The sequence below is a fragment of the Caulobacter radicis genome, assembly GCF_003094615.1.
Classification (GTDB): Bacteria; Pseudomonadota; Alphaproteobacteria; order Caulobacterales; family Caulobacteraceae; genus Caulobacter; species Caulobacter radicis.
Genome location: NZ_QDKO01000025.1, coordinates 35,706 through 56,308 on the forward strand (window position 1 = coordinate 35,706; position 20,603 = coordinate 56,308).

The 20,603-nt window shown below is 66.4% G+C and carries 21 protein-coding genes and 2 pseudogenes; 12 read left to right on the forward strand and 11 right to left on the reverse strand.

The window, feature by feature from the left end; genetic code table 11:
* Nucleotides 1-127 precede the first annotated feature (127 nt).
* Entirely contained in the window at nucleotides 128-367 is a 240-nt protein-coding gene (locus DDF62_RS15935; RefSeq protein ID WP_116490008.1) for a hypothetical protein, read from the reverse strand.
* Nucleotides 368-474: 107 nt separating this feature from the next.
* The gene (locus DDF62_RS15940; RefSeq protein WP_116490009.1) at nucleotides 475-762 is read right to left on the reverse strand and encodes a hypothetical protein; all 288 of its coding nucleotides are present in this window, start codon (nucleotides 760-762) and stop codon (nucleotides 475-477) included.
* Between the two features lie 190 nt (nucleotides 763-952).
* Between DDF62_RS15940 and DDF62_RS15945 the strand changes: the two genes are divergently transcribed.
* The 4 genes from DDF62_RS15945 to DDF62_RS15960 all read left to right on the forward strand — a co-directional run bounded on the left by DDF62_RS15945 (nucleotide 953) and on the right by DDF62_RS15960 (nucleotide 3,099).
* A complete protein-coding gene (locus DDF62_RS15945; RefSeq protein WP_116490010.1) occupies nucleotides 953-1,273 on the forward strand; it encodes a plasmid stabilization protein in 321 nt (106 codons plus the stop codon).
* 140 nt (nucleotides 1,274-1,413) lie between these two features.
* Nucleotides 1,414-1,965: a type 1 glutamine amidotransferase domain-containing protein gene (locus DDF62_RS15950; protein ID WP_116490011.1), complete on the forward strand. Its 552-nt coding sequence runs from the start codon at nucleotides 1,414-1,416 to the stop codon at nucleotides 1,963-1,965.
* Between the two features lie 377 nt (nucleotides 1,966-2,342).
* A complete protein-coding gene (locus DDF62_RS15955) occupies nucleotides 2,343-2,825 on the forward strand; it encodes an Hsp20 family protein (RefSeq protein ID WP_116490012.1) in 483 nt (160 codons plus the stop codon).
* A gap of 10 nt (nucleotides 2,826-2,835) precedes the next feature.
* The gene (locus tag DDF62_RS15960) at nucleotides 2,836-3,099 is read left to right on the forward strand and encodes a hypothetical protein (RefSeq protein ID WP_116490013.1); all 264 of its coding nucleotides are present in this window, start codon (nucleotides 2,836-2,838) and stop codon (nucleotides 3,097-3,099) included.
* 323 nt (nucleotides 3,100-3,422) lie between these two features.
* On the opposite strand, the gene DDF62_RS15970 is transcribed toward DDF62_RS15960, so the two are convergent.
* On the reverse strand, nucleotides 3,423-3,785 hold the full coding sequence (locus DDF62_RS15970; RefSeq protein ID WP_116490014.1) for a CZB domain-containing protein: 363 nt from the start codon (nucleotides 3,783-3,785) through the stop codon (nucleotides 3,423-3,425).
* 440 nt (nucleotides 3,786-4,225) lie between these two features.
* Between DDF62_RS15970 and DDF62_RS15975 the strand changes: the two genes are divergently transcribed.
* Together DDF62_RS15975 and DDF62_RS15980 are read left to right on the forward strand one after the other, a co-directional pair.
* On the forward strand, nucleotides 4,226-5,728 hold the full coding sequence (locus tag DDF62_RS15975) for an ATPase domain-containing protein (protein ID WP_116490015.1): 1,503 nt from the start codon (nucleotides 4,226-4,228) through the stop codon (nucleotides 5,726-5,728).
* A complete protein-coding gene (locus tag DDF62_RS15980) occupies nucleotides 5,721-7,763 on the forward strand; it encodes a hybrid sensor histidine kinase/response regulator (RefSeq protein ID WP_116490016.1) in 2,043 nt (680 codons plus the stop codon). The genes DDF62_RS15975 and DDF62_RS15980 overlap by 8 nt, the downstream gene beginning before the upstream one ends.
* On the opposite strand, the pseudogene DDF62_RS26680 reads toward DDF62_RS15980, so the two are convergent.
* The 3 genes and pseudogenes from DDF62_RS26680 to lov all read right to left on the reverse strand — a co-directional run.
* Nucleotides 7,760-7,876: pseudogene (locus DDF62_RS26680) on the reverse strand (isochorismatase family protein); the annotation flags it as partial. The gene DDF62_RS15980 and the pseudogene DDF62_RS26680 overlap by 4 nt on opposite strands.
* A gap of 318 nt (nucleotides 7,877-8,194) precedes the next feature.
* Nucleotides 8,195-8,716 carry a pyridoxamine 5'-phosphate oxidase family protein gene (locus tag DDF62_RS15990; protein WP_116490017.1) on the reverse strand — a complete coding sequence of 174 codons (522 nt, stop codon included), beginning with the start codon at nucleotides 8,714-8,716 and terminating at the stop codon, nucleotides 8,195-8,197.
* 225 nt (nucleotides 8,717-8,941) lie between these two features.
* Nucleotides 8,942-9,979 (reverse strand): blue-light-activated histidine kinase, encoded by a 1,038-nt coding sequence (gene lov, locus DDF62_RS15995; protein ID WP_116569748.1) that lies wholly within the window; start codon nucleotides 9,977-9,979, stop codon nucleotides 8,942-8,944.
* A gap of 256 nt (nucleotides 9,980-10,235) precedes the next feature.
* On the opposite strand from lov, the gene DDF62_RS16000 reads away from it, so the two are divergent.
* From DDF62_RS16000 to DDF62_RS16005, 3 genes are all read left to right on the forward strand, one after another.
* Nucleotides 10,236-10,655 carry a response regulator gene (locus DDF62_RS16000; RefSeq protein ID WP_116490019.1) on the forward strand — a complete coding sequence of 140 codons (420 nt, stop codon included), beginning with the start codon at nucleotides 10,236-10,238 and terminating at the stop codon, nucleotides 10,653-10,655.
* Between the two features lie 152 nt (nucleotides 10,656-10,807).
* The gene (locus DDF62_RS25395) at nucleotides 10,808-11,167 is read left to right on the forward strand and encodes a hypothetical protein (protein WP_133244827.1); all 360 of its coding nucleotides are present in this window, start codon (nucleotides 10,808-10,810) and stop codon (nucleotides 11,165-11,167) included.
* A complete protein-coding gene (locus DDF62_RS16005) occupies nucleotides 11,070-14,042 on the forward strand; it encodes a PAS domain-containing protein (RefSeq protein WP_208866883.1) in 2,973 nt (990 codons plus the stop codon). The genes DDF62_RS25395 and DDF62_RS16005 overlap by 98 nt, the downstream gene beginning before the upstream one ends.
* 285 nt (nucleotides 14,043-14,327) lie before the next feature.
* Here the strand turns inward: DDF62_RS16005 and DDF62_RS16010 are convergent, their stop codons facing one another.
* Entirely contained in the window at nucleotides 14,328-15,029 is a 702-nt protein-coding gene (locus tag DDF62_RS16010; protein ID WP_116490020.1) for a LamG domain-containing protein, read from the reverse strand.
* A 280-nt stretch (nucleotides 15,030-15,309) separates the two neighbouring features.
* Between DDF62_RS16010 and DDF62_RS16015 the strand changes: the two are divergent.
* Nucleotides 15,310-16,248, forward strand: a pseudogene (locus DDF62_RS16015) (IS481 family transposase).
* Here DDF62_RS16015 and DDF62_RS16020 read toward each other — a convergent pair.
* On the reverse strand, nucleotides 16,245-16,829 hold the full coding sequence (locus DDF62_RS16020) for a TetR/AcrR family transcriptional regulator (protein ID WP_116490021.1): 585 nt from the start codon (nucleotides 16,827-16,829) through the stop codon (nucleotides 16,245-16,247). The pseudogene DDF62_RS16015 and the gene DDF62_RS16020 overlap by 4 nt on opposite strands.
* Nucleotides 16,830-16,933: 104 nt before the next feature.
* Between DDF62_RS16020 and DDF62_RS16025 the strand changes: the two genes are divergently transcribed.
* Both DDF62_RS16025 and DDF62_RS16030 read left to right on the forward strand, forming a co-directional pair.
* Entirely contained in the window at nucleotides 16,934-17,749 is an 816-nt protein-coding gene (locus tag DDF62_RS16025; RefSeq protein WP_101717121.1) for an oxidoreductase, read from the forward strand.
* 39 nt (nucleotides 17,750-17,788) lie between these two features.
* Entirely contained in the window at nucleotides 17,789-18,814 is a 1,026-nt protein-coding gene (locus DDF62_RS16030; RefSeq protein ID WP_116490022.1) for a zinc-binding dehydrogenase, read from the forward strand.
* Nucleotides 18,815-18,959: 145 nt separating this feature from the next.
* Here the strand turns inward: DDF62_RS16030 and DDF62_RS16035 are convergent, their stop codons facing one another.
* Genes DDF62_RS16035 through DDF62_RS16045 form a run of 3 tightly spaced genes read right to left on the reverse strand, consistent with a single transcriptional unit; the run spans nucleotide 18,960 to nucleotide 20,596 of the window.
* Nucleotides 18,960-19,730 carry a sulfite exporter TauE/SafE family protein gene (locus DDF62_RS16035; protein WP_116490023.1) on the reverse strand — a complete coding sequence of 257 codons (771 nt, stop codon included), beginning with the start codon at nucleotides 19,728-19,730 and terminating at the stop codon, nucleotides 18,960-18,962.
* Nucleotides 19,731-19,734: 4 nt separating this feature from the next.
* On the reverse strand, nucleotides 19,735-20,268 hold the full coding sequence (locus DDF62_RS16040; RefSeq protein ID WP_116490024.1) for a rhodanese family protein: 534 nt from the start codon (nucleotides 20,266-20,268) through the stop codon (nucleotides 19,735-19,737).
* Nucleotides 20,237-20,596 carry an ArsR/SmtB family transcription factor gene (locus tag DDF62_RS16045; protein ID WP_165832273.1) on the reverse strand — a complete coding sequence of 120 codons (360 nt, stop codon included), beginning with the start codon at nucleotides 20,594-20,596 and terminating at the stop codon, nucleotides 20,237-20,239. Before DDF62_RS16045 ends, DDF62_RS16040 begins: the two co-directional genes overlap by 32 nt.
* Nucleotides 20,597-20,603 lie beyond the last annotated feature (7 nt).

Here is a 20,603-nt window from a genome sequence, read left to right on the forward strand (position 1 = left end):
CTTTCCTCCCGCCCAGGGCCGTGAATTCGCCCGGGGCCTCCGCCTGGTTAGCCTTTCCGCCTTCGGCGTTCTGATCGGACATGATTTGTCTCCGTTCCAGGGCCCGCGCCTCGGCAAAGGCGTGGGGTTAGGCCTGGGCGTACGACCCGACTGGCAAGATCGGGTCGCCTTGCGGCATCCACTCACCCGCCAATTGGCGCCTCAGATCCAAAACCCGCACGCACGCGCCGCCGGGATGCTTCGCGGCCAGCCGCCTGGCTTCCCGCTCGGCCTGTCCGCCCGTTTCGAAAAACAGAACTTCACCGGTGTCGCAGAGCTTGACCGACCAGCCCCCCTCAAACGGGGAGACCTCGAAAACGCAGGTCATCGTCGCCTCCGATTTCGCCGCGTCGATGGCGAAGGCTCACCACGTACGGGCGCGCGATCAAGATGGTGGACGGAAAGAGGGCCGCTCGAGAGCGGCCCTCCGAAGGCTCAACGTTCAGCGCGGCCGTCGGGGTCCGGACGGATGTCGCCGTTACCGCCAGTGACGCCGCCGTTGCTCAGACCGTCCTGGTCCGTGCCTTCGACGCCTTCATTGGGGCGGCGTTCACGATCGGCCTGCTGGTTTTGCTGGCCCGGCTGAGCCTGCTGAGGGTTCTGGTCTTGCTGCTGGGGCTGGCGCGTCTCGCCCTGCTGGTTCTGCTGCCCGGCCTGCTGGCGCTGGGCGTCGTTGGGCTGTTGCTGCAGGCCTTGGTTGTCGCGGTTCTGGCTCATGGTCATCTGCTTTCCATCTTGATGTTGGCCGCGCGATGGACGTGGCGAGAGGCAAACGATGGATATCCTCTGCCTGTTCCTCTGTCGGAAATGCGACATCCAAACTCGAGCTAAGCGACTGACTTTACTGTGGGAACGGGGTGGGGCGGCGGGAATTTTGTGGGCGTTGCACCACCCATCTCAACGGAGACGTCAGATGCCTCAAGGTGACAAATCGAAATACACCGGCAAGCAGGAACGCAAGGCCGACCACATTGCGCAAGGCTATGAGGCTAAGGGCGTTTCAGAGAAGGAAGCCGAGCGACGGGCCTGGGCCACGGTCAACAAGGACGACGGCGGCGGCAAGAAGCAGGGCGGCTCCGGACGCGGAAAGTCCACGGGTCATCCGGCGGCGCATAAGGGCGGCAAGGCGGGGGGCAAAGCGTCGGCCCATCGCAGCGCCGCCGACCGCTCGGCCTCGGCCAAGAAGGCGGCCGCGACGCGCAAGCGCAACGCCGAGCATCACGCCCATAACTAGGGGGGTTAGCACCTCGAACGGCGCCGAAATCTCGGAAACGGCTTCTGGCTTTTCCGCTGTCGGCGCTGATTGGAACCGCCGCTCGCCAGACCGGGTTTCCGCCAAGACTTGATCCCTGCCGCTTACCGAGGAGTCCTCCCATGCCCGATCAAACCCTGGCCGGCCGAAAGGTCGCCGTGCTCGCCACCGACGGCTTCGAGCAGTCGGAGCTTGAAAAGCCGGTCGAGGCCCTGAAGGCCGCCGGCGCGCAGGTCGAGGTCGTCTCGCCCAAGGGCGGGCAGATCCAAGGCTGGGAACACCATGACAAGGGCCGCACGGTGCTTGTCGATCGCGAACTCTCGGCCGCCAAGCCTGAAGACTACGACTCCATCGTCCTGCCGGGCGGGGTGATGAACCCCGACGCCCTGCGGCTGGAGCCCAAGGCCATCGACTTCATCAAGCATTTTGTGACGACGAAGAAGCCGATCGCCGCGATCTGCCACGGGCCCTGGACGCTGATCAACGCCGGCGCCGTCAAGGGTAAGGAGATGACCTCGTGGCCGTCGCTGGAAGCCGACCTGACGAACGCCGGCGCCAATTGGGTGGACCAGGACGTGGTGGTCGACAACGGCCTGGTCACCTCGCGCAAGCCCGACGACCTACCGGCCTTTTGCGCCAAGATGGTCGAGGAATTCGCCGAAGGCCGCCACTAGGCGCATTTCTCCGGCGACCATTTCAAGATGGGAAGCCGTGCTGAGCGCGCGGCCTCCCCAGGCTTTCGCGTTTGGGGACTGAGGCGACCAGGCGCAAGGTCTCACACGGGTCGTGTTTGGTCGCCGAGATCACCGCTCAGGATGATCGTTGACCTAATCTCCAACAGTGATGCACAGCGGCGAGGTTCAGCCTCGGGTTCAGGCCGTGCAACGCTTCGGTTCAAGGATCGAAAAATTTCTGATGCGAGCATCTTGACGCTTTTCGGCCGCGGCCTAATTCATCGCCTGCTTGCCGGGCGCCGACGGGGCCTGGCCCTGGGGCGCATGGCGATTGGCTCGGCGCCCCTCATGTCCAACTTGCTTTCGAGGAGATGGAAATGAGCACCGTTTTTGATTTCAACCCTCTCTACAGCTCCATGATCGGTGTGGATCGCATGGTCGATCTCGTCGAGACAGCGCTTCGCACCGAAGGGAGCGCCAGCTATCCTCCGTACGACATCGAGAAGACCGGCGAGACCGCCTACCGCATTTCGTTGGCGGTCGCGGGCTTCGCGCCCAAGGATCTCGAGGTCGTGGCCGAGCCCAATCTCTTGGTGATTAAGGGGCGAAGGGCGGCGAACCAAGACCAGGGCGCGCGAACCTTCCTGCACCAGGGCCTGGCCCACCGCGCTTTCGAGCGCCGGTTCGAGCTGGCCGACTATGTCGTGGTCAAGGACGCCTTCCACGCCCATGGCGTCTTGTCGATCGATCTGGTCCGCGAGGTGCCTGAGGCCTTGAAACCCAAGCAGATCGCGATCGGGGTCGGCGCGGGCCAACAGGCGCTGGAGCTCAAGCCGGCTAAAACGCGCAAGGCCGCGTAAGGAGCTGGCCATGCGCACGCACACCCATGCAAACGACCGGGCTCGGCCATGGCCGGTTCGGCCGGCGTTCGGCTTCCTCCACCCCTTGGAGGTGCTGAAGGATCAGGATCTCGATCTCGCCGAAAAGCGCGAAATCCTGGCGGCCTGGGCGTCGGACGCCAGCGCGGTCGAGCACCGGCCCAGTCAGAGATGGCTCTTGGGAACGCCCGCGCCTGTGCCGCTCAGCGAGGTCCTGTCCGCGCTGCGCCGCCTGGACCGCGACATGTTCTCTTGAGTTGGGGCGGGCGGCCGGCCAGCGGAGGGCCGGCCGCCACTTCGCTCCGCTCACTGTTTTGCGCTATGACCATGCCTTGTTTCATCTTTGTCGAGCCGTCGAGCGACGGCTGGATCGTTCGCGGCGACTTTAGCGGCGGTCCCCTCCAGTTTGCCACCGGCGCCCGCGCCGAGCAGGCCGCGCGTGACTTGGCCCATCGCCTGGCGGACGCCGGCGAGCCTGTGATCTTGGAGATCCGACTGCGTGATGGCGCGCGCGCCGGCCGCTTCTTGTTTCCACCTCACGGGGCGCAAACCGGGGCGGCCTTGGCGCGGCGCGCTTAGCTAGGCCGCAACCGATCCAGCCGTCGCCCGCATTCGCCTCAAGGCGGCGGCTAAGTCCGCAACCGCCAGAACGAAAGGCGATCCCTGCCGAAGCGATCTTCGAGCCTCGGTCCACTGCCCGCGATTGATCTGGTCGGCAACCAAACCCGCCTGCTGGTGGAAGGCGCGATGGCTTTCCAGCAAGCCTAGGAAGGCATGGTTGCCGGCCCAACGCCGGGCGCCATCGCCGTGGATCCAGCAACCGAGGGGGCAATGTCGATCCGATCGCAAGGCGGCGGGATCGACGGGGCGGCGCTCATTGAGGGCCGCGGCGAGCGCTTCGCGAATGTGGTGGTGGTGGTGTGCGTGTTCCTGAAAATCCATGACCAAACCTCACGGCTTAATCCAAGGGCCGGGTTGTCGCGCAGGATGGTTTCCGGTTGGTTTTCGCTGGATCGATGTCCACAGTTTGATAGGTCTGATGCACGGCCTTTCAAGCTTTCGCGCCGCGTTTCTTCCTCGCGAACCGTCGCGCTGTCAGATATGCGCGGAAGGACCAGTTGCGGGAGATGCGCCAACGTCAGCGACTGGCGCTGAAGGTCTCGTTAGCCCTGGGCATCGTGCGGCTCCCGGCGCCCCCCAATGTTGTTGGCAGAGCCTGGGCCAAGGACCTGTGGTTCCTCTCCCGTGCGTGTGTCGGCTATCCGATGCGCCGCCAGACTGCGCCCCGGTTCGCCGCATGGGAACTGAACTTAGCCTTGTCTTCAGCGTTACTCCGGCTGTGCGCCGCATAAGGGGGCAGGCGCGTCGTTTGCGGAGCGAGCATGTCTGAAGCCAGGGTCGAGAGCCGTGTCAGCACCGGAGTGCCGGGGCTTGACGACATCCTGGGCGGCGGCCTGACGCGCGATCGCATCTATCTGGTCGAGGGCACGCCCGGCTCGGGCAAGACCACCCTGGCGCTGCAGTTCCTGCTCAAGGGGCGGGAGTTGGGCGAGAGCGGGCTCTACATCACCTTATCGGAAACCGAGCCCGAGCTCAGGGCCGCCGCCGCCAGCCACGGCTGGTCTTTGGACGGCATCGACCTGTTCGAACTGGTCAGCGAAGAGGGCCTGGATCCCGACAGCGAGCAGTCGGTTCTGCACCCCTCCGATGTTGAACTGGGCGAAACGACGCGCGGGGTGATGAAGCAGGTCGAGGAGACCAAGCCGCTCCGCGTCGTCTTCGACAGCCTGTCGGAGATGCGGCTGCTTGCCCAGAACCCGCTGCGCCACCGCCGCCAGATCCTGGCGCTGAAGCATTTCTTCGCCACGCGCCGTTGCACGGTGCTGTTGCTCGACGACCAGACCGCCGAGGACGGCGACCTGCAGCTGCACAGCATCGCCCACGGCGTGATCAGTCTGCGGCGGATGACCCACGAATATGGCGCCCAGCGCCGCCAGCTCGAAGTGGTCAAGATGCGGGGCATCAAGTTCCGCGGCGGCTTCCACGACTTTTCGCTCGACACAGGCGGCATCCGGGTCTTCGAGCGCCTGGTGGCGGCCGACCATCGCGCGACCTTCACCCAGGAAATGGTCTCGACCGGCGCGCTGGGCATCGACGCGCTGCTGGGCGGCGGGCTTACGCGCGGCACCAATACGCTGATCAGCGGTCCGTCGGGCGTGGGCAAGACAACAACATCGGTCCGCTGCTCCCTAACCGCCTTGGAGCGCGGCGAGAGGGTGGCCTACTATCTGTTCGACGAAGGCCTCACGACCCTGCTGACGCGCTCCAAGGCGTTGGGCATGGATCTGCAACCCCATATCGATAGCGGCCGCCTGCTCGTGCGCGCGATCGACCCGGCCGAGCTGTCGCCGGGCGAATTCGCCTTCCACGTCCGCGACGCGGTCGAGCGTCTGGGCGTACAGACGGTCGTGATCGACAGCCTCAACGCCTACCTCCAGGCCATGCCTGGGCAGAAGTTCCTGCTGCTGCAGATGCATGAGCTGCTGACCTATCTCAACCAGCAGGGCGTGGTCACCCTGCTGATCCTTGGCCAGCACGGATTCATCGGCGAGGTCCGCAGCGACATCGACCTTAGCTATCTCAGCGACGGCATCCTGCTGTTTCGCTTCTTCGAGGCCGCCGGTTCGGTGCTGACGGCGATCTCGGCGGTCAAGAGCCGCACCGCCGCGCATGAGAAGACCATCCGCGAGATCCGCCTGACCGAGCACGGCATCGAGGTGGGCCAGGCGCTGACCGACTTCCAGGGCGTGATGTCCGGCTTGCCGTCCTACCAGGGCAAGATCGACATGCTGGGCGAGGAGAACAATCGGCCGACGAATGCCTAAGCCGATCCTCATCCTTGCGCCGCGGGGGCGCGACGCGACGGTCATCGCCGAGACCCTGGCCCAGGTCGGTCACGCCTCGCAGATCTGCGGCGACCTCGGCGGGCTGACCCAGGCGCTGGGGGACGAGGCCGGCGCGGCGATCCTCACCGAAGAGGCCCTGGCCCAGGGCGCCACCGACGCCCTGACCGACTGGCTGGCCCAGCAACCGACCTGGTCGGACTTCCCGTTCATCGTGCTGGTCACCAAGCAGCCCGGCAAGCGCACCCAGGCCGACGCCGAACGCCTGCGGGCGATCGGCAACGTCGTGCTGCTGGAGCGACCGATCAACGCCGAGACGCTCATCAGCGCCGCGCATTCGGCGATCCGCGCCCGGCATCGCCAGTATGGCGCGCGCGATCACCTGCTCGCCCAGACCAAGGCCGAGGAGCAGCTGCGTTTCGCCCTGGAGGCCGGCAAGCTAGGGGCGTGGGATCTGGATCTCGACAGCGGGGCCCTGACCACCTCGACGGTGGCGCGCGCGCATTTTGGCCACTCACCCGACCAGCCTCTGACGCTGGCCAGCATCGAGGCGGCCGTCCACCCCGAGGACATGGCCCTGCGCGCGGGCGCGCTGAACGCCTCGATCGCGCGCGCCGAAGACTACGACGTCGAGTACCGGATTTTCTGGCCGGACGGCGCGCTGCACTGGGTGCAGGTGCGGGGACGGCTCAACCGAATTCAACCCGGCAAGCCGCGGCGAATGTCGGGGATCAGCCTCGACATCACCGCTCGCAAGACCGCCGAGGCGCAGCTGCGGCTGCTCAACGAGACCCTCGAGCAGCGCATCGCCGACAGCGTTGGCGAGCTTCAGCGCGCCAACGAGCGCCTGCTGGCCGAGATCAGCGAGCGCGAGCAGGCCCAGGCCGCCCTGGTCCAGGCCCAGAAGATGGACGCCATCGGCCAGCTGACCGGCGGGATAGCCCACGACTTCAACAACCTGCTGACCGCCATCGTCGGCAATATCGACATGATCGAGCGGCGCAGCGACGACGAGCGGGTCAAGCGCATGGCCGCCAACGCCCGCGAAGGCGTCGAGCGCGCCACCAAGCTGACCGCGCAATTGCTGGCCTTCTCGCGCAGCCAGCAACTGGACCTGCAGCCGGTGGAAGTCGATGCGCTGATCACCGGCATGGACGATCTGCTGACCCGGACCCTGGGCCACACAGTCGAGGTCCGCATGGCGCTGGGCGCTGGAACGGCGCGGGCCAAGGCCGACGCCAACCAGCTGGAACTGGCGGTGCTGAACCTGGCCATCAACGCCCGCGACGCCATGGGCGACGGCGGCACGGTGAGCATCTCCAGCCGGATTTCCGATGAGTGGCACGAGGGGCTGCAGCCCAGCGACCACGTCGTGATCGCCGTCAGCGACACGGGCCATGGCATCCCCGAGGATCTACTCCAGAAGGTGTTCGACCCCTTCTTCACGACCAAGAGCGTGGGTAAGGGAACAGGGCTGGGTCTAAGCCAGGTATACGGCATCGCCACCCAGTCAGGCGGCGCAGTGCGGATCGACAGCACCGTCGGCGTCGGGTCAAAGATCGAGATCTGGCTGCCGATCACCGAGGCGGACGATCGCGTCCGGCCCAGCGACATCCCGCCAAACGAGGCCCCTCTCAGCGCGGGCGAGCGCGTCCTGGTGATCGACGACGACCCCAGCGTGCGCCGGTTCCTGGTCCAGTGCCTGAGATCGCTGGGCTACCGCGTCACCGAAGCGGCGAGCGGCCAGGAGGGACTTGCGCGCCTGGTCGAGGATCGGCCGGACCTGATGGTGGTCGACTTCGCCATGCCGGGCATGGACGGCGCCCAGGTCGCCAGACAGGCGCGGCAAGTCATTCCCGACCTTGGCATGCTGCTGATCACCGGCTACGCCGATGCGAGCGCCATTCGAGAACTGGTGGATTCCGAAGCCGTCCTGCGCAAGCCCTTCAAGGTCAGTGACCTGGCCGTCGCCGTCCGCAAGGCGCTGGACGAGCCGATCAGCGCCATGGGCGCCTAGCCGCGGTCGGGAGCATTGCGCACGGTCGAATCGACGCACTGCCTGAGCGCGAAGCCCATCACATAGAGGTCTTCGATCCTGTTGTTGCGCAGGTAGCTGTCCAGGGTGGTGGCGGCAAAAGCGCTGCTGCCCCCACCCCGTGCGCTCGCTGATCATGTACTTCTTGGGGGCCAGTTCGAAGCCGTGGAAAGGTCCCTCTGCTGGCCCAGGAAGGAGCCGTGGCAGGCATCATGGCGCGCAGCCCTTGCTTGGCGCGGCCCGGCCAGTCCTTGGAGTTTCGGAAGCGGCCGGGCAGGAGACCAGGCGTGGCGCTTAGCTAGGCTGCAAGCGATCCTTACACTTCGGTCAGCGTCACGACGCTGGCCGAAGATGGCGCAAGTTTGCCCGCAAGGGTGGGCAAGCGCGGCAAGCGGAGGTCGCTGGCCAGAAGCTCACCAGCCCGATATCGCGCCTCTGGGCCCGGGCTCCTCGATCAAGATCGTCTGGGCTTGGCCTGGCGGCAATGCGTAGTCGATAAGCGAGATGATCCGTGGCGTCGCCTTCAGCACCGCTATGCTGTTGGCGCCCGGGTGAGGTGAATACGCCTTCCCGGCGGGAGTGTTCCACAACAAGGTGTTCAACTGCGCGATCTGCTCACCCTCGGTCACTTCCGTGACCATGGCCGCTATCGAGAGGCCCGAGGTTTGAGATTTCCTCGCGCCGCCAACCGTGATCGACACCCGGCCGTCCTGCTGGATATTCGCCAGCTTTTGGCTGTTGCGGGCGACGACGAAATACAACAGGCCGCTATTATGGAGGTAGTTTACCGGCGTGGCCTGAGGCCAACCGTCGGGACGGTTCGTGGCCAGCGTCATGACTTGGTTGTCGTCTAGAATAGCGTCTATGCGTCGTCTTTGCTCGGCGGAGATCTTACCTGCTTCCCCTCCAGAGCAGCTGAGGCTGTCGGTGAGCATGGCGTTGTTCCTGGTCGCTGGGGGTTAATGCGGCCGCCGCCAGCGCACGGACATCGCAGCCGCTCAATGCTAATGCGTGCAGAACCTTAAGGCTGCGCCGGCCAAGGCAATGTCCAGAACCGGACGAGTCGTGGAGGCTTGGTTGTGGGCCTGGACGACGACTGCGCGCCTGCGCGCCATCCAAGAATAGCGCCCTGGATCCGAATTGACGTGTCCGATGTGCGATCAACCGCCGGCGGCGACCCGAAACGGCGCGGGCTCGCCGGCTGCGTCCGGCACGGTGAATTCCGCCCGCAGGCCTGTGGGCGGCCAGTCCAGACGCGCCTGGCCGCGCAATTGGCGCTCGATGATCGCGGCGACCATGGCCGAACCGAAGCCCGCCGTGCGTTGCTGCCGCGGCGGCGGCCCGCCAGTCTCTTCCCAGACCAAGTGAAAGCCGCTGGCATCATTGTGCGGGGCCCAACGCACGGCCAAGCCGCCGGCCGGCGCCGACAGGCACCCATGGATCGCGGCGTTGGCGATCATCTCATGGAATACCAGAGCCAGAGGCTGGATCAGCGTCGCCCTGACCTGAATGTTGGGCCCGTCCAGAGTCGCACGGCCCAGGCCATAGGGCTCGATTTGCAGCCGCAGGACGTCTTCCAGCGGGGCGGCCTGCCAACGTCTCTCGGAGAGAAAGGCATGGGCCCTGGCCAAGGCCTGCACCCGTTGCTGCACCGCCGCGGCGTATTGCTGGATGTCTTGGGCGCGGCTGAGCCGCACGATGCCCTCGACGATCGCCAGGGCGTTCATCGCCCGATGGTCGATCTCACGCAGCAGGATGCGGTTTTCCTCGGCCTCGCTGGCCTGCGCAAAGCGATGTTGGGTGACGTTGACCTGCGAGCCGAAGAAGTAGATCAGCCTGCCGGCCTCGTCGTGCACGGGGCTGAGGCTGACCCGGTTCCAGAAGGTCGAACCGTCCTTGCGGTAGTTGAGGATCTCCACCTCGACGTCGCGCGCCTCCCGCACGGCTTGGCCAATGGCGTCGATCGCCGCGCGGGCCGTCTGGGGGCCTTGCAGCAGACGGCAGTTGCGGCCGATCACCTCGGCGAGCGCATAGCCTGTCAGATCCAAGAAGGCCTGGTTGGCTAGGATGATCGGGTTGTCGATCTGCCGCGGATCGCAGATGACCATCGGCGTGCGCGTACGATCCACGGCGACGAACACCAGGTCCCGCCGATCGATCGGGCCTTGGTCCTCCAAGGACAAGGTCGCGTCGCTCAAAACAAATCTCCAACCCGATCAGCGCTTTCCCCGGGGCAGGACAACGCCAGGGTTTGGTGAGGGTTGCGATCTGTTCGCGAGACAAAGGGGCCGTGTCTCCGAAGGTGCACGGGATGGCTTTTGGCCATGGCGCCGAAGCCCGGGCCTGGGCATGATTATCCAACGGCGACGCAACTAAAACGCTCGCCTCGGGTTACGTCGGGTAGTCGACGTTGCTTGCGCCTTTCGGCGCGCAGGTCGCGCCAGAGGCATTTCGATGGGCAGTGAGGGCGGCGAGACCGCGGACGGAGCCCGCGCGGCGCCGCAAGTCGTGCTGGTCGTCGAGGATGAGGTGCTGGTCCGCATGCTGGCTTGCGACATCCTGGAAGACGCCGGCTACGACGCCTTGGAAGCCGTTGACGCCCGCGAGGCGCTCGTGCTGCTGGACGCCCGACCCGACATCGCCTTGATGTTCACCGACGTGGACATGCCCGGCGAAATCAACGGCCTGGGGCTTGCGCGTCTGGCGGCTCTGCGTTGGCCCAAACTGCCGATCATCGCCACCTCGGGGGCGACTGTCCCAAAGCCCGTCGATCTGCCGGCGAACGGTCGATATCTTCCCAAGCCCTACCGGCCTTCGGCGCTTCTTGATCTGGTCATCGCCATGATGGCGCCGACGCCGATAGTCGACGCATGAATTGTCGTAGGGCCGAATAAGAGGCCCGCCCTTCCAAGCTGGACGTGATGTGGTGCTGGCCTCATCCGCATCGAGTTCACGAGCAGTCTCCAAGATATTCCAAGCCAGGTATGGCTTTCGCTTCGCGAGCCTCTGGTCGGCGAAGGACAGCCATGGCTGCCCACCCCATTCTGCACGTCGACGCCGGCCATGGCCTGGCGATGGCGATCATCGCCCGCGCGTCCGAACCGACCCTGCTTCTAGGTGATGATCTGATCGTCATCGCCGCCAGCGCCAGCTTCTGCCGAGCCTTCGAGGTCGACCCCGGCCAGACGGGCCGCCACGAGGGGGAGACTCGCGATCGATTTGATCTCGTCGATCGACTTTTCGAGCCCGAACTGTTCGGCTATCGCTACGGCTCAAAGAGAGTGGGCCGTGGACGATTTCAAAGCCGATGCTCAAGTCCCGAGGCCTGCGGTTCCTCGCCAGTTGCAGGGGGGCGGCGCGGTCGGCGATTTGATCCGCGCCCATGAATGGAGCGCGACCGACCTGGGGCCGATCGCAGCCTGGCCGGCGGAGCTTTTCTTCGCCGTGCAGACCGTACTGTCCTCGCGCGTGCCAATGGTGGTGCTTTGGGGAGCCGAGGGGCGCCTGATCTACAATGACGGCTATGCCGAGGTTTGCGGTCCCAGGCACCCGGCGTCCCTAGGCGGCAAGCTCCTGGAGATCTGGCCCGAAGCCGAGGGGTTTAACCGCAACGTCCTCGAAAAGGGCCTGGCGGGCGAGGCGCTCCACTACGCCGCCCAGCCCCTCGAGCTCTGGCGGCTTGGTCGCGCCGAGCAGGTCTGGATGGACCTTGAGTACACACCTATTCGCGACGACGCGGGCCGCCCGGTCGGCATTCTGGCTATGGTCTTCGACATCACCACGCGCGTCGTGGCGGAGCGGAAACTGGCCACCAGCGCGGGGGTCTTCCAGTTTCTCGACCATCTCGGGCTGGCGCTCAGCGCCTACAGCACCGCCGACGAAATCCTTCAGGTTACGACGCGCATGGTCGGCGAGCATCTGGGCGTCTCCAACTGCGCCTATGCCGATATGGACGCGGACGAGGACGGCTTCACGATCCGCGGCGACTGGCACGAACCTGGCTCGCCCTCGATCGTCGGCCACTACCGTCTAGCCGACTTCGGGGTCTTGGCCGTTCGGGAGCTTGGGGCGGGGCGTCCGCTGATCGTCAACGATAACCTCGCCGAACTTGCGCCGCACGAAGCCCAGACGTTCCAGGACATCGGTGTCGCCGCGACGATCTGCATGCCGCTGATCAAGGCCGGGCGCCTGGTGGCCCTGATGGCCATTCACGACAAGGTCCCTCACGCCTGGACCGACGACGAACTGGCCATCATTCGCGCGGTGACCGAGCGCTCATGGGCCCACATCGAACGCGCCGGCGCCGAGGCGGCCCTGCGCCGGCGCGAAGAACAGCTGCGGCTAGCGACTGACGCCGCCGAGATCGGTCTTTGGGACGTCGACGTCGTCAACGACACCCTCTACTGGCCGCCGCGCTTGAGGGCGATGTTCGGCCTGCTGACGGACCGTACCGTCACCCTGGCCGACTTCTACGCCGGTCTTCATCCCGATGACCTCGAAGCGACGGCGCGGGCCTTCGCCGCGGCGGCCGATCCCGCCGTGCGTGACGTCTACGATGTCGAATACCGCACCATAGGTCTGGAAGACGGGATCCTGCGCTGGGTCGCGGCCAAGGGCCGAGGCCTCTTCGAAGGCGACCGCTGCCTGCGGGTTATCGGCACGGCGATTGATATCACCGCGCGCAAAGCCAATGATCAAGCCTTGCGGGAGCTGAACCAGCACCTGGAGCGCCGGATCGCCGAGGGGATCGCCGAGCGGCGTCTGCTCGTCGACCTCGTGGAGAACACCGACGCCATCATCATTGTCATGGACCGGGACTACCAGGTGCTGGCGATCAATCGAGCCGGGATGGACGCCTTCGAGCGGGTCTACGGCGCCCGGCCGCAGGTTGGCGACAACATGATCACGCTGCTTGGCGAGCGACGAGGAGACGTCGCCGATGTCAGGGCCTCTTGGGATCGGGCGCTCGCCGGTGAGGAATACACCGACATCCGCGAATTCGGGAGCGCGGGGTATGAGCGCCGGTGGTTCGAGATGACGTTCCGCAACTACCGCGACGCCTCGGGCCAGATCGCCGGCGCCTACCAGTTCGTCTACGACGTCACCTCCAGGGTCGCCGAACAGCGCCGCCTGGCCGACGCCGAGGAGCAATTGCGCCAGTCCCAGAAGGTCGAGCAGCTTGGCCAACTGACCGGTGGCGTGGCCCACGACTTCAACAATCTTCTGACCCCGATCATCGGCTCACTCGACATGTTGAGCCGAAAGGCGCTGAACACCGATCGCGAGCAGCGCCTGATCGACGGCGCCCTGCAATCGGCCGAGCGGGCCAAGACCCTCGTTCAGCGTTTGCTCGCCTTCGCCCGGCGACAGCCCCTGCAGCCGACCGCTGTCGACACGGCGAGCCTCGTGGCGGGCATGGCCGACCTGGTGTCGAGCACGACCGGGCCACAGGTGCGGGTGGTGACCGACATCGCGCCAGACTTGCCCATGGCCCACGGCGATCTCAACCAGCTCGAGATGGCCCTCCTCAATCTCAGCGTTAACGCACGCGACGCCATGGCTGACGGCGGCGAATTGAGGATCTCGGTGGGTATGTCGGCCTTGGATGAAGCCAAGCCTCAGGGCCTCACGGACGCGCGCTATATCAAGATCACGGTGGCTGACACCGGCGCTGGCATGGATGCGGCGACCATGGAGCGGGCGATCGAGCCGTTCTTCTCAACCAAGGGCATCGGCAAGGGCACGGGACTTGGGTTGTCGATGGTTCATGGCCTGGCCCTGCAGCTCGGCGGTGCGCTCGATATTGCGAGCCGGATGGGTGTCGGCACCCGGGTGACGCTCTGGTTGCCGGTTAGCCAAAAGCTGAGCGCGGCGCCTATCGAAGGGCAGGGTGAGCCTCGAGCAGCAAGCGATCGGCACGGCGTTGTCCTCCTAGTCGATGACGAGGAGGTCGTACGCGAGAGCACCGCCCGGATGCTGGAGGACTTGGGGTTCGAGGTCATTGAAGTTGGATCAGCCGAGCGCGCTCTGATGCTGATGAGGGAACGCGACGACCTCGCCTTGCTGGTGACAGACCACTTGATGCCCGGCATGGACGGCGCCCAGCTCGTGCGCGCCGTCAGATTCTCTCGCCCCTCCATGCCGGCCCTGATCATTTCCGGTTATGCGGAGGAGCATGGCATCGCGCCGGATCTACCGCGTCTGACCAAGCCTTTCCGCTCTCAGGAGCTGTCCGACGCCATCGCTGATCTTGGCCTCTAGGACGCAGAGGACGTCCGCTCCCAACTGGACAGTTCGATCAACGGCGGGGGCGATACGCGGTTTCGGGCCTAACTGTTGGAGTTCCGAAGATGGCCGAAGGTCGGCTGTTGGCGCAACCACGCCGCAAAAGCGGACGGCCTGACCGTCAGGGAAGGAGTGGCTCAGGCGGGGGCGGGCGCTGCTGTGTAGGGCTTTCCCAGCGCTCGGAGGCCAGCAGCGTGAACTTTGCGAACAAGCCTTCGAGGCTGAGCCGCGTCTCGATCCGGCGCTTGGATTTCACGACACCTAGGACGTGATCCTCACGCCGCTGAAATGGGCCAGCGTGCCCGGGCCGATCCAGAGCGCTACGGCGCCCTTGGCGTCGGCGCCGTGCTTGAGGTCGCCAACGATCAGGGTCGGCTGCTCTGCGCCGTCAACATGCAGCCGAGCCTTGGAACCCGCCACCACAATCCGCATGTGCGTCCACCGCCCAGGTTCGAGATCGACGTAGGTCTCATACCTGGACGGGGTTTCGGCGCGCAGCCGCTCCCAAGGATAGTTTGGGTGAGAGATGTACTGGACGGCATGGTTGCGGCGTAACTGGTCGTCGGACCGGCCGTTGGTTGGACGCAGATAGATGGCCTCCAGCTGAGCTTCGTCGCGCACCCGGAAAGCCAGGCCCACGAAGCCTCGCGCCGTGGCGCTGGCTGTAGCGCTCGGGGCGCCGCTTATCCAGGCTTCGATGACGCCGTCGCCGAAGGCGGGCGTGTCGAGCACCACCAGCCGATCGAGCTCTGGAACGTTTTCCAATGCCGTGGCGCGTAAGGCCGGACGGCCCATATAATTCGTCCGCACCGTGTCAACGCCGATGGCCCGGATCGCTCCAGTCTCCAGTCCCGTCCCGCCGACGGCGCGTGGTGCGGCTAGAGCCGCCAGGGAACTGGCTGAGGCCATTGTCAGCGCTGCGCCGCTGATCGCGGCCCGACGAGTTTGATCGTTGCCGGACATTGGAAACTCTTGGTGGTGGACGAAGCCACTTTCATCGTCGCGTATGTCCGGATCAAGGCCATGCTTTGCGGGGGCAACCCCGACTGGGCGTGGATGAGAAGACGACTTCACCACTGTCCGCCTGACGTGACCCCCTGCTAATTCGGCAATTGGCGCGACCTCGCCAAAGACTAAGTAGTCAGACGCCGCCTAGGTGTCGAAGCTATGAAGGTTGTTCACCCGGGGCGGTGCTGAGAGGCTGGGGTTGCGAAGCTCCAAACTCTAGCGCCGGAGGCCCCGGATGAACGTGCACGAGAATGCGCGGCTGACCCCAGTTGGTCGAGCCCTGATGATTGATCGGATCGAACGAGGCTGATCGGTCGGTGAGGCGGCGGAGGCCTTTGGGGTCTCGCGGCGCACTGCCGGCAAATGGTTGCAACGGCATCGGCGGGGCGGCGAGCGAAGGCTTCACGACCGCAGCTCGGCACCCCGCCGGTGTCCGCGCAGAACGCCTGCCGAGGTGATCGGCCAGATCGAGGCGCTGCGCCGCCAGCGGATGACCGGACCGGCCATCGCCCGCGCCCTGGGAATGCCTCGCTCGACGGTGGGCCTGATCCTGCGTCGCCTGGGGCTGGGCAAGTTGTCGGCCCTGGATCCGAAGGTCCCGATCGTCCGCTACGAGCGCGCCGCGCCGGGCGAGATGATCCACCTGGATATCAAGAAGCTGGGTCGCTTCCGCGTCGAAGGCCATCGTGTGACGGGTGATCGCCAGGCTGGTCGCTCAAGGAAGGCCGGCTGGGATTTCCTGCATGTCTGCGTCGATGACGCCTCGCGTCTGGCCTACACCGAGGTCCTTCCCTCCGAAGGCCAGGCCGACACGACCGCCTTCCTGGAGCGGGCCATCGCCTGGCTCGGCCGTCACGGCGTCGTCGTACAGCGGGTCATGACCGACAACGGCTCGGCCTATCGCTCGAAGCTCTTCGCCAAGGCCCTTCAGGCCGCCGGAGCCAGGCACGTGCGCACCCGGCCCTACACGCCCCGCACCAACGGCAAGGCCGAACGCTTCATCCAGACCAGCTTGCGCGAGTGGGCCTATGGCCGTCCCTACGCCTGCTCCGAAGACCGCGCCAGGGCCATCAAGCCTTGGACCGACAGCTACAACCTCGAACGCCCCCACTCAGGCATCCGCGGCCTCACGCCCTGGCAGCGGGTGAACAACCTTCTTGGAAACGACACCTAGGTCGCTGACGATGCGCTAGTTCGCAAAAGCGTCAGCGCCGCTTCTTGACCCGCCGCGAGAATGCGATCGGACATCTCCGTGCTGTCGACGGCGCGCGCGATTTGCAGCGTGCCGATGCAGGTCGCCAGCAGCGCCGTGGCGGCGGCTTCCCGGTCCGAGGCGTGCGGCGGAAGGTAAGCAGCGACCAGCTCGGCGAACGCAGCGACGCGCCCGGTGTAGGCGGACCTGGTTTCCAGAGGCTCGCGCGCGATCTCGGCGGCAAGCGCGGAGGTGGCGCAGCCGCCCTGCGGATTGTCGCGGTGCTTTGGGGAGAGATAGGCCGCAATCAGCCCTTCGAGACCGTCAGCGGCAAGGATCTGTCGCATTTGGTCGGCCTGCGCGTCGAGGGCGGCGACCAGGCTTTCGCGCACCAGTTCGGCCTTGGACTCGAAGTGGGGATAGAAGGCGCCGTTCGTCAGGCCAGCGTCCTTCATGACGCGCGCCAGGCCGGAGGCGGCGATGCCGTCGGCCCGGAAGCGTTCCGAAGCCGCCTGCAGGATGCGCTCGCGCGACGCGTCCCGATGTCCTTTTTCATAGCGCATGTTCTGCCTCCGAAATTCTCATTGCATTATGATCATACTTCCACATTATGATCGTAATGCAATGAGCAGCGTCGCTCTTGCGCCTGCTGCCTACGGGAAGGCCCATGACCATTCAACGCAAGAAGATCGCCCTGGTGACCGGAGCGTCCGCCGGCATCGGCCTGGCCAGCGCCCAAGCTCTGGCCGCGAGCGGTTACACGGTCTATGGGACCAGCCGCCGACCGACCGTCGCCGCGCCCAAAGGGGTTCGTATGGTGGTGTGCGACGTCACCGACGAGGCGTCCGTCCGCGAACTGGTCGCCGAAGTGCTGGCCGAGGCAGGCCAGATCGACGTACTGGTCAACAATGCGGGTCTTGGCCTGACGGGCGGGGCCGAGGAAAGCTCGATCGGTCAGGTCCAGGCCCTGTTCGACGTCAACCTGTTCGGCGTCATGCGGATGACCAACGCCGTGCTGCCGTCGATGCGCGCCCGACGCCAAGGTCGAATTCTCAACATCAGCTCGGTTCTTGGACTGATCCCCGCGCCCTATTCCGCCCATTACGCGGCCACCAAACATGCCCTGGAGGGCTATTCGGAGTCGCTCGACCATGAGGTTCGGGCCTTCAATGTCCGCGTCTCCCTGATCGAGCCGGGCTACATCCGCAGCACCTTCGACCAGAACGCCGTAGAGGCGGACGCCCAGATCGCCGTCTACGATCAGGCGCGGGCGGGCGTGCGGGCGCTTTTGGACGAGGTCATGCCGACCGCCGAGTTGCCCGAGGTGGTGGCCGCGGTCGTTCGCGCGGCCGCGGTCGATCCGCAGCCGCGCCTGCGATACCCGGCCGGCAAGCTGGCCAAGCAGATCGCGCTGTTGCGCCGGTTCGCGCCGGCCAAGGCCTTTGACAAGAGCCTGCGCAAGCAGATGCGACTGCCCGCATAGCCTCGCGCTTTGAGACCCCCGAACCCCAGGACTGCCGAAATGACCGACCAGGCTCTCGAAATGCACATCCCTCGCAAGGGATCGGCGATGGTGCTTACCGCGGTCGAGCGCCGCCTGCCGCCACCGGCCGCCGGTGAGGTCCGGGTCGCGATCGAAGCGGTCGGCGTGGCCTATGCCGACATCATGATGCGGCAGGGCGTCTATGCGGGGCACAAGCCGCCGATCACGCCGGGTTATGACCTGGTCGGCCGGGTCGAGGCGATCGGACCAGGCGTCAAGGACCTGGCCATCGGCCAGCGCGTGGCCGGGATTACCGTCTTCGGCTCCTACGCGACCCGCCGCAACGTCGCGGCGCAATGGCTGGTCCCCGCGCCAGAGGGGGTGGATGCGTGCCGGCTGGTGGCGGCGGTCCTGAACGGGGTGACAGCCTGGCAAATGCTCCATCGCATCGCCAACCCCGCGCCAGGCGAATGGGTCCTGGTGCACGGGGCCGGCGGCGGCGTGGGCGGTCTGCTGCTCGACATGGCGCGCATCGCCGGCGTGCGCGCCATCGGAACCGCCTCGCGCGGCAAGGCCGACGCCGTCGCCCAGCGTGGCGGCGAACCGATCGACTACGCGCGGGAGGACGTCGTCGCCCGGGCCATGGCCCTCAGCGGCGGCGGCGTGGCCGCGGCGTTCGACCACCTTGGCGGAAAGCACTTCAAGACGGTCTCGATGCCGGCGCTGCGTCCTGGCGGCGTTGGCGTGTTCTACGGCGCCTACGATGTCAGTCGAGGCGGCAAGGTCAATCCGCTGGCGGTGGCCGACCTGCTCCTGAACGCGCGGTTCTCCAGCCTTGGCCTGTTCGCCAAGGGGCAGGGCGTGGTCGCCTACTCCAGCGAGCCCTGGCGCGATGGACGGCCCAGCGCCTATCAAAACGATCTGGCCACCGTGCTGAAGTTGGTGGCGGATGGCGTCGTGACCCCTGAGGTCGGCGCGACCTATCCGCTGCGGGCGGCGGCGGAGGCTCATCGCGCGCTCGAGGCCCGATCGGTGACCGGCAAGATCGTGCTCCTCAACGACTGACCGCGCCTGGGCGAGCGTCGAGTTTCTGGAGACTCGCCAACGGCCGCTTTTGGCGCTGCCCCGCCAGTGATCGAACCTCGGCGTCAGCCGAGCAGGGTGGAAAGCAGCCCTTGGGATGCATGCGGAACGCCGACCTGTTAACCCCTTAGGCACCGATTGCCCGCCAGAGCACGTAGGCCGCCGTGGCAACGATCATGGTCGCGAACAGCTGGCGGGCCAGCAGGGCGCTTGAGGTCAGGCGCGGGGTCAGGCGCGCACCCGCTAGGACGCCGACAGCGCCGCCCCCGACCAGAGCCAGAAACAGACGTCCATCCACCAGCCCGGATGCGGCGTAGCTCAGGCTTGTCGCCGCGCCAAATAGGCTGACCGAGACCAAGGACGAGGCGGCCGCGTTTGCCAAGGCCATGCCAGTCGCGGCCATCAGGCCGGGCGCGATCAGGAAGCCGCCGCCGATGCCGAAAAAGCCTGACGCCAGGCCGGTGGCCGCGCCGGCGGGAACCAGCCTCAGGGCCTTGTCGGGATCGATATGGACGTCCGGGTCGCCCGACGAGCGCGGCGCTCGGAACATCGAAAGGCCGACTGCCGCCATGGCCAGGGCAAACCCGGCCAGCAGATGACTTCCAGACGCGGCCTTGGCCAAATGCGCGCCGACCAGCGAACCGACCAGGCCCGGCGCGCCGAAGGTCAGAGCGCAGGGCCACTTCACGCGACCCGCCCGCGCGTGGGCGGCGAGGCTCGTGGCGGCGTTGACCGCCACCGCCGCCGCCGAGGTCCCGATCGCCACGTGCGCGTCCCGGACCCCGACGACATAGAGCAGCAACGGGGTGGCCAACACCGAACCGCCGCCGCCGAACAGCGTCAGCAGCAGCGCGACGACCGCCCCGCTGAGGGCGGCGGCCAGAAGGCTCGCATCCATGATTTCACACCGAGACCGGACGGTTCCAGCGCGCAAGCGCCAGCAGCCGCGCCATGCCGCAGAAGCCGGTGATCCCCGCGAAGGTCAGGCCCGCGCCAACGAAGCCCGCCACGCCCAGGAACCAGGGCGAGACCGTCAGGCCCAGAATGACGCCGATCAGCACCAGCGATCCGGCGACGATCTGGACCTGGCGCATCATCTCCAGCGGGGCCTTGCGGTCGACCTCGATCGGCAGGCCAGCGCCGTTCCAGGCGTCGAGGCCGCCTTCCAGCACGTGCGCGGAACGCCCGCAAGCGGCCATGAGTCGCTCGCCGTTGGCGCCGGTGCGCATGCCCGAGCGGCAGGTGAAGATCACCTCGCGCGCGTCCGGCAAGCTCAGCCTCTTGGCGTCCAGGCTCGACAGCGGACGCGACAGCGCGCCTTTCGCGTGACGCCTGGCGAACTCATCGGGCTCACGGATGTCGATCAGGATGGCGCGGCCTTCCGCCAGGCGCCGGGCAGCTTCGTCAGGCTTCAGGAGATTCAAGGTCTTGGTCATGGGCGGCGTTCTCCACTGGAGGGCAGAAGATCTCCGCGAGCGTGCCGACCACCTTGAGGGCGGCGGGATCGGCGATCCGGTACCAGACCACCTGGGCTTGGCGGCGCGAGGCCACGACACCCTCCACGCGCAGCACGGCCAAGTGCTGCGAAAGAGCCGATTGCGACAGGCCGACCAGGGGCTGGATCTGCCCCACTGACCGTTCGCCATCGGCGAGTTGGCACAGGATCATCAACCGTCGCTCGTTGGCCAAGGCGCGCAGGAGCTTGGCGGCCTGCGCGGCGCTGGCCTCGAACTGGCTGACATCAAAACGCGAGAGATCGAACATGAACGTC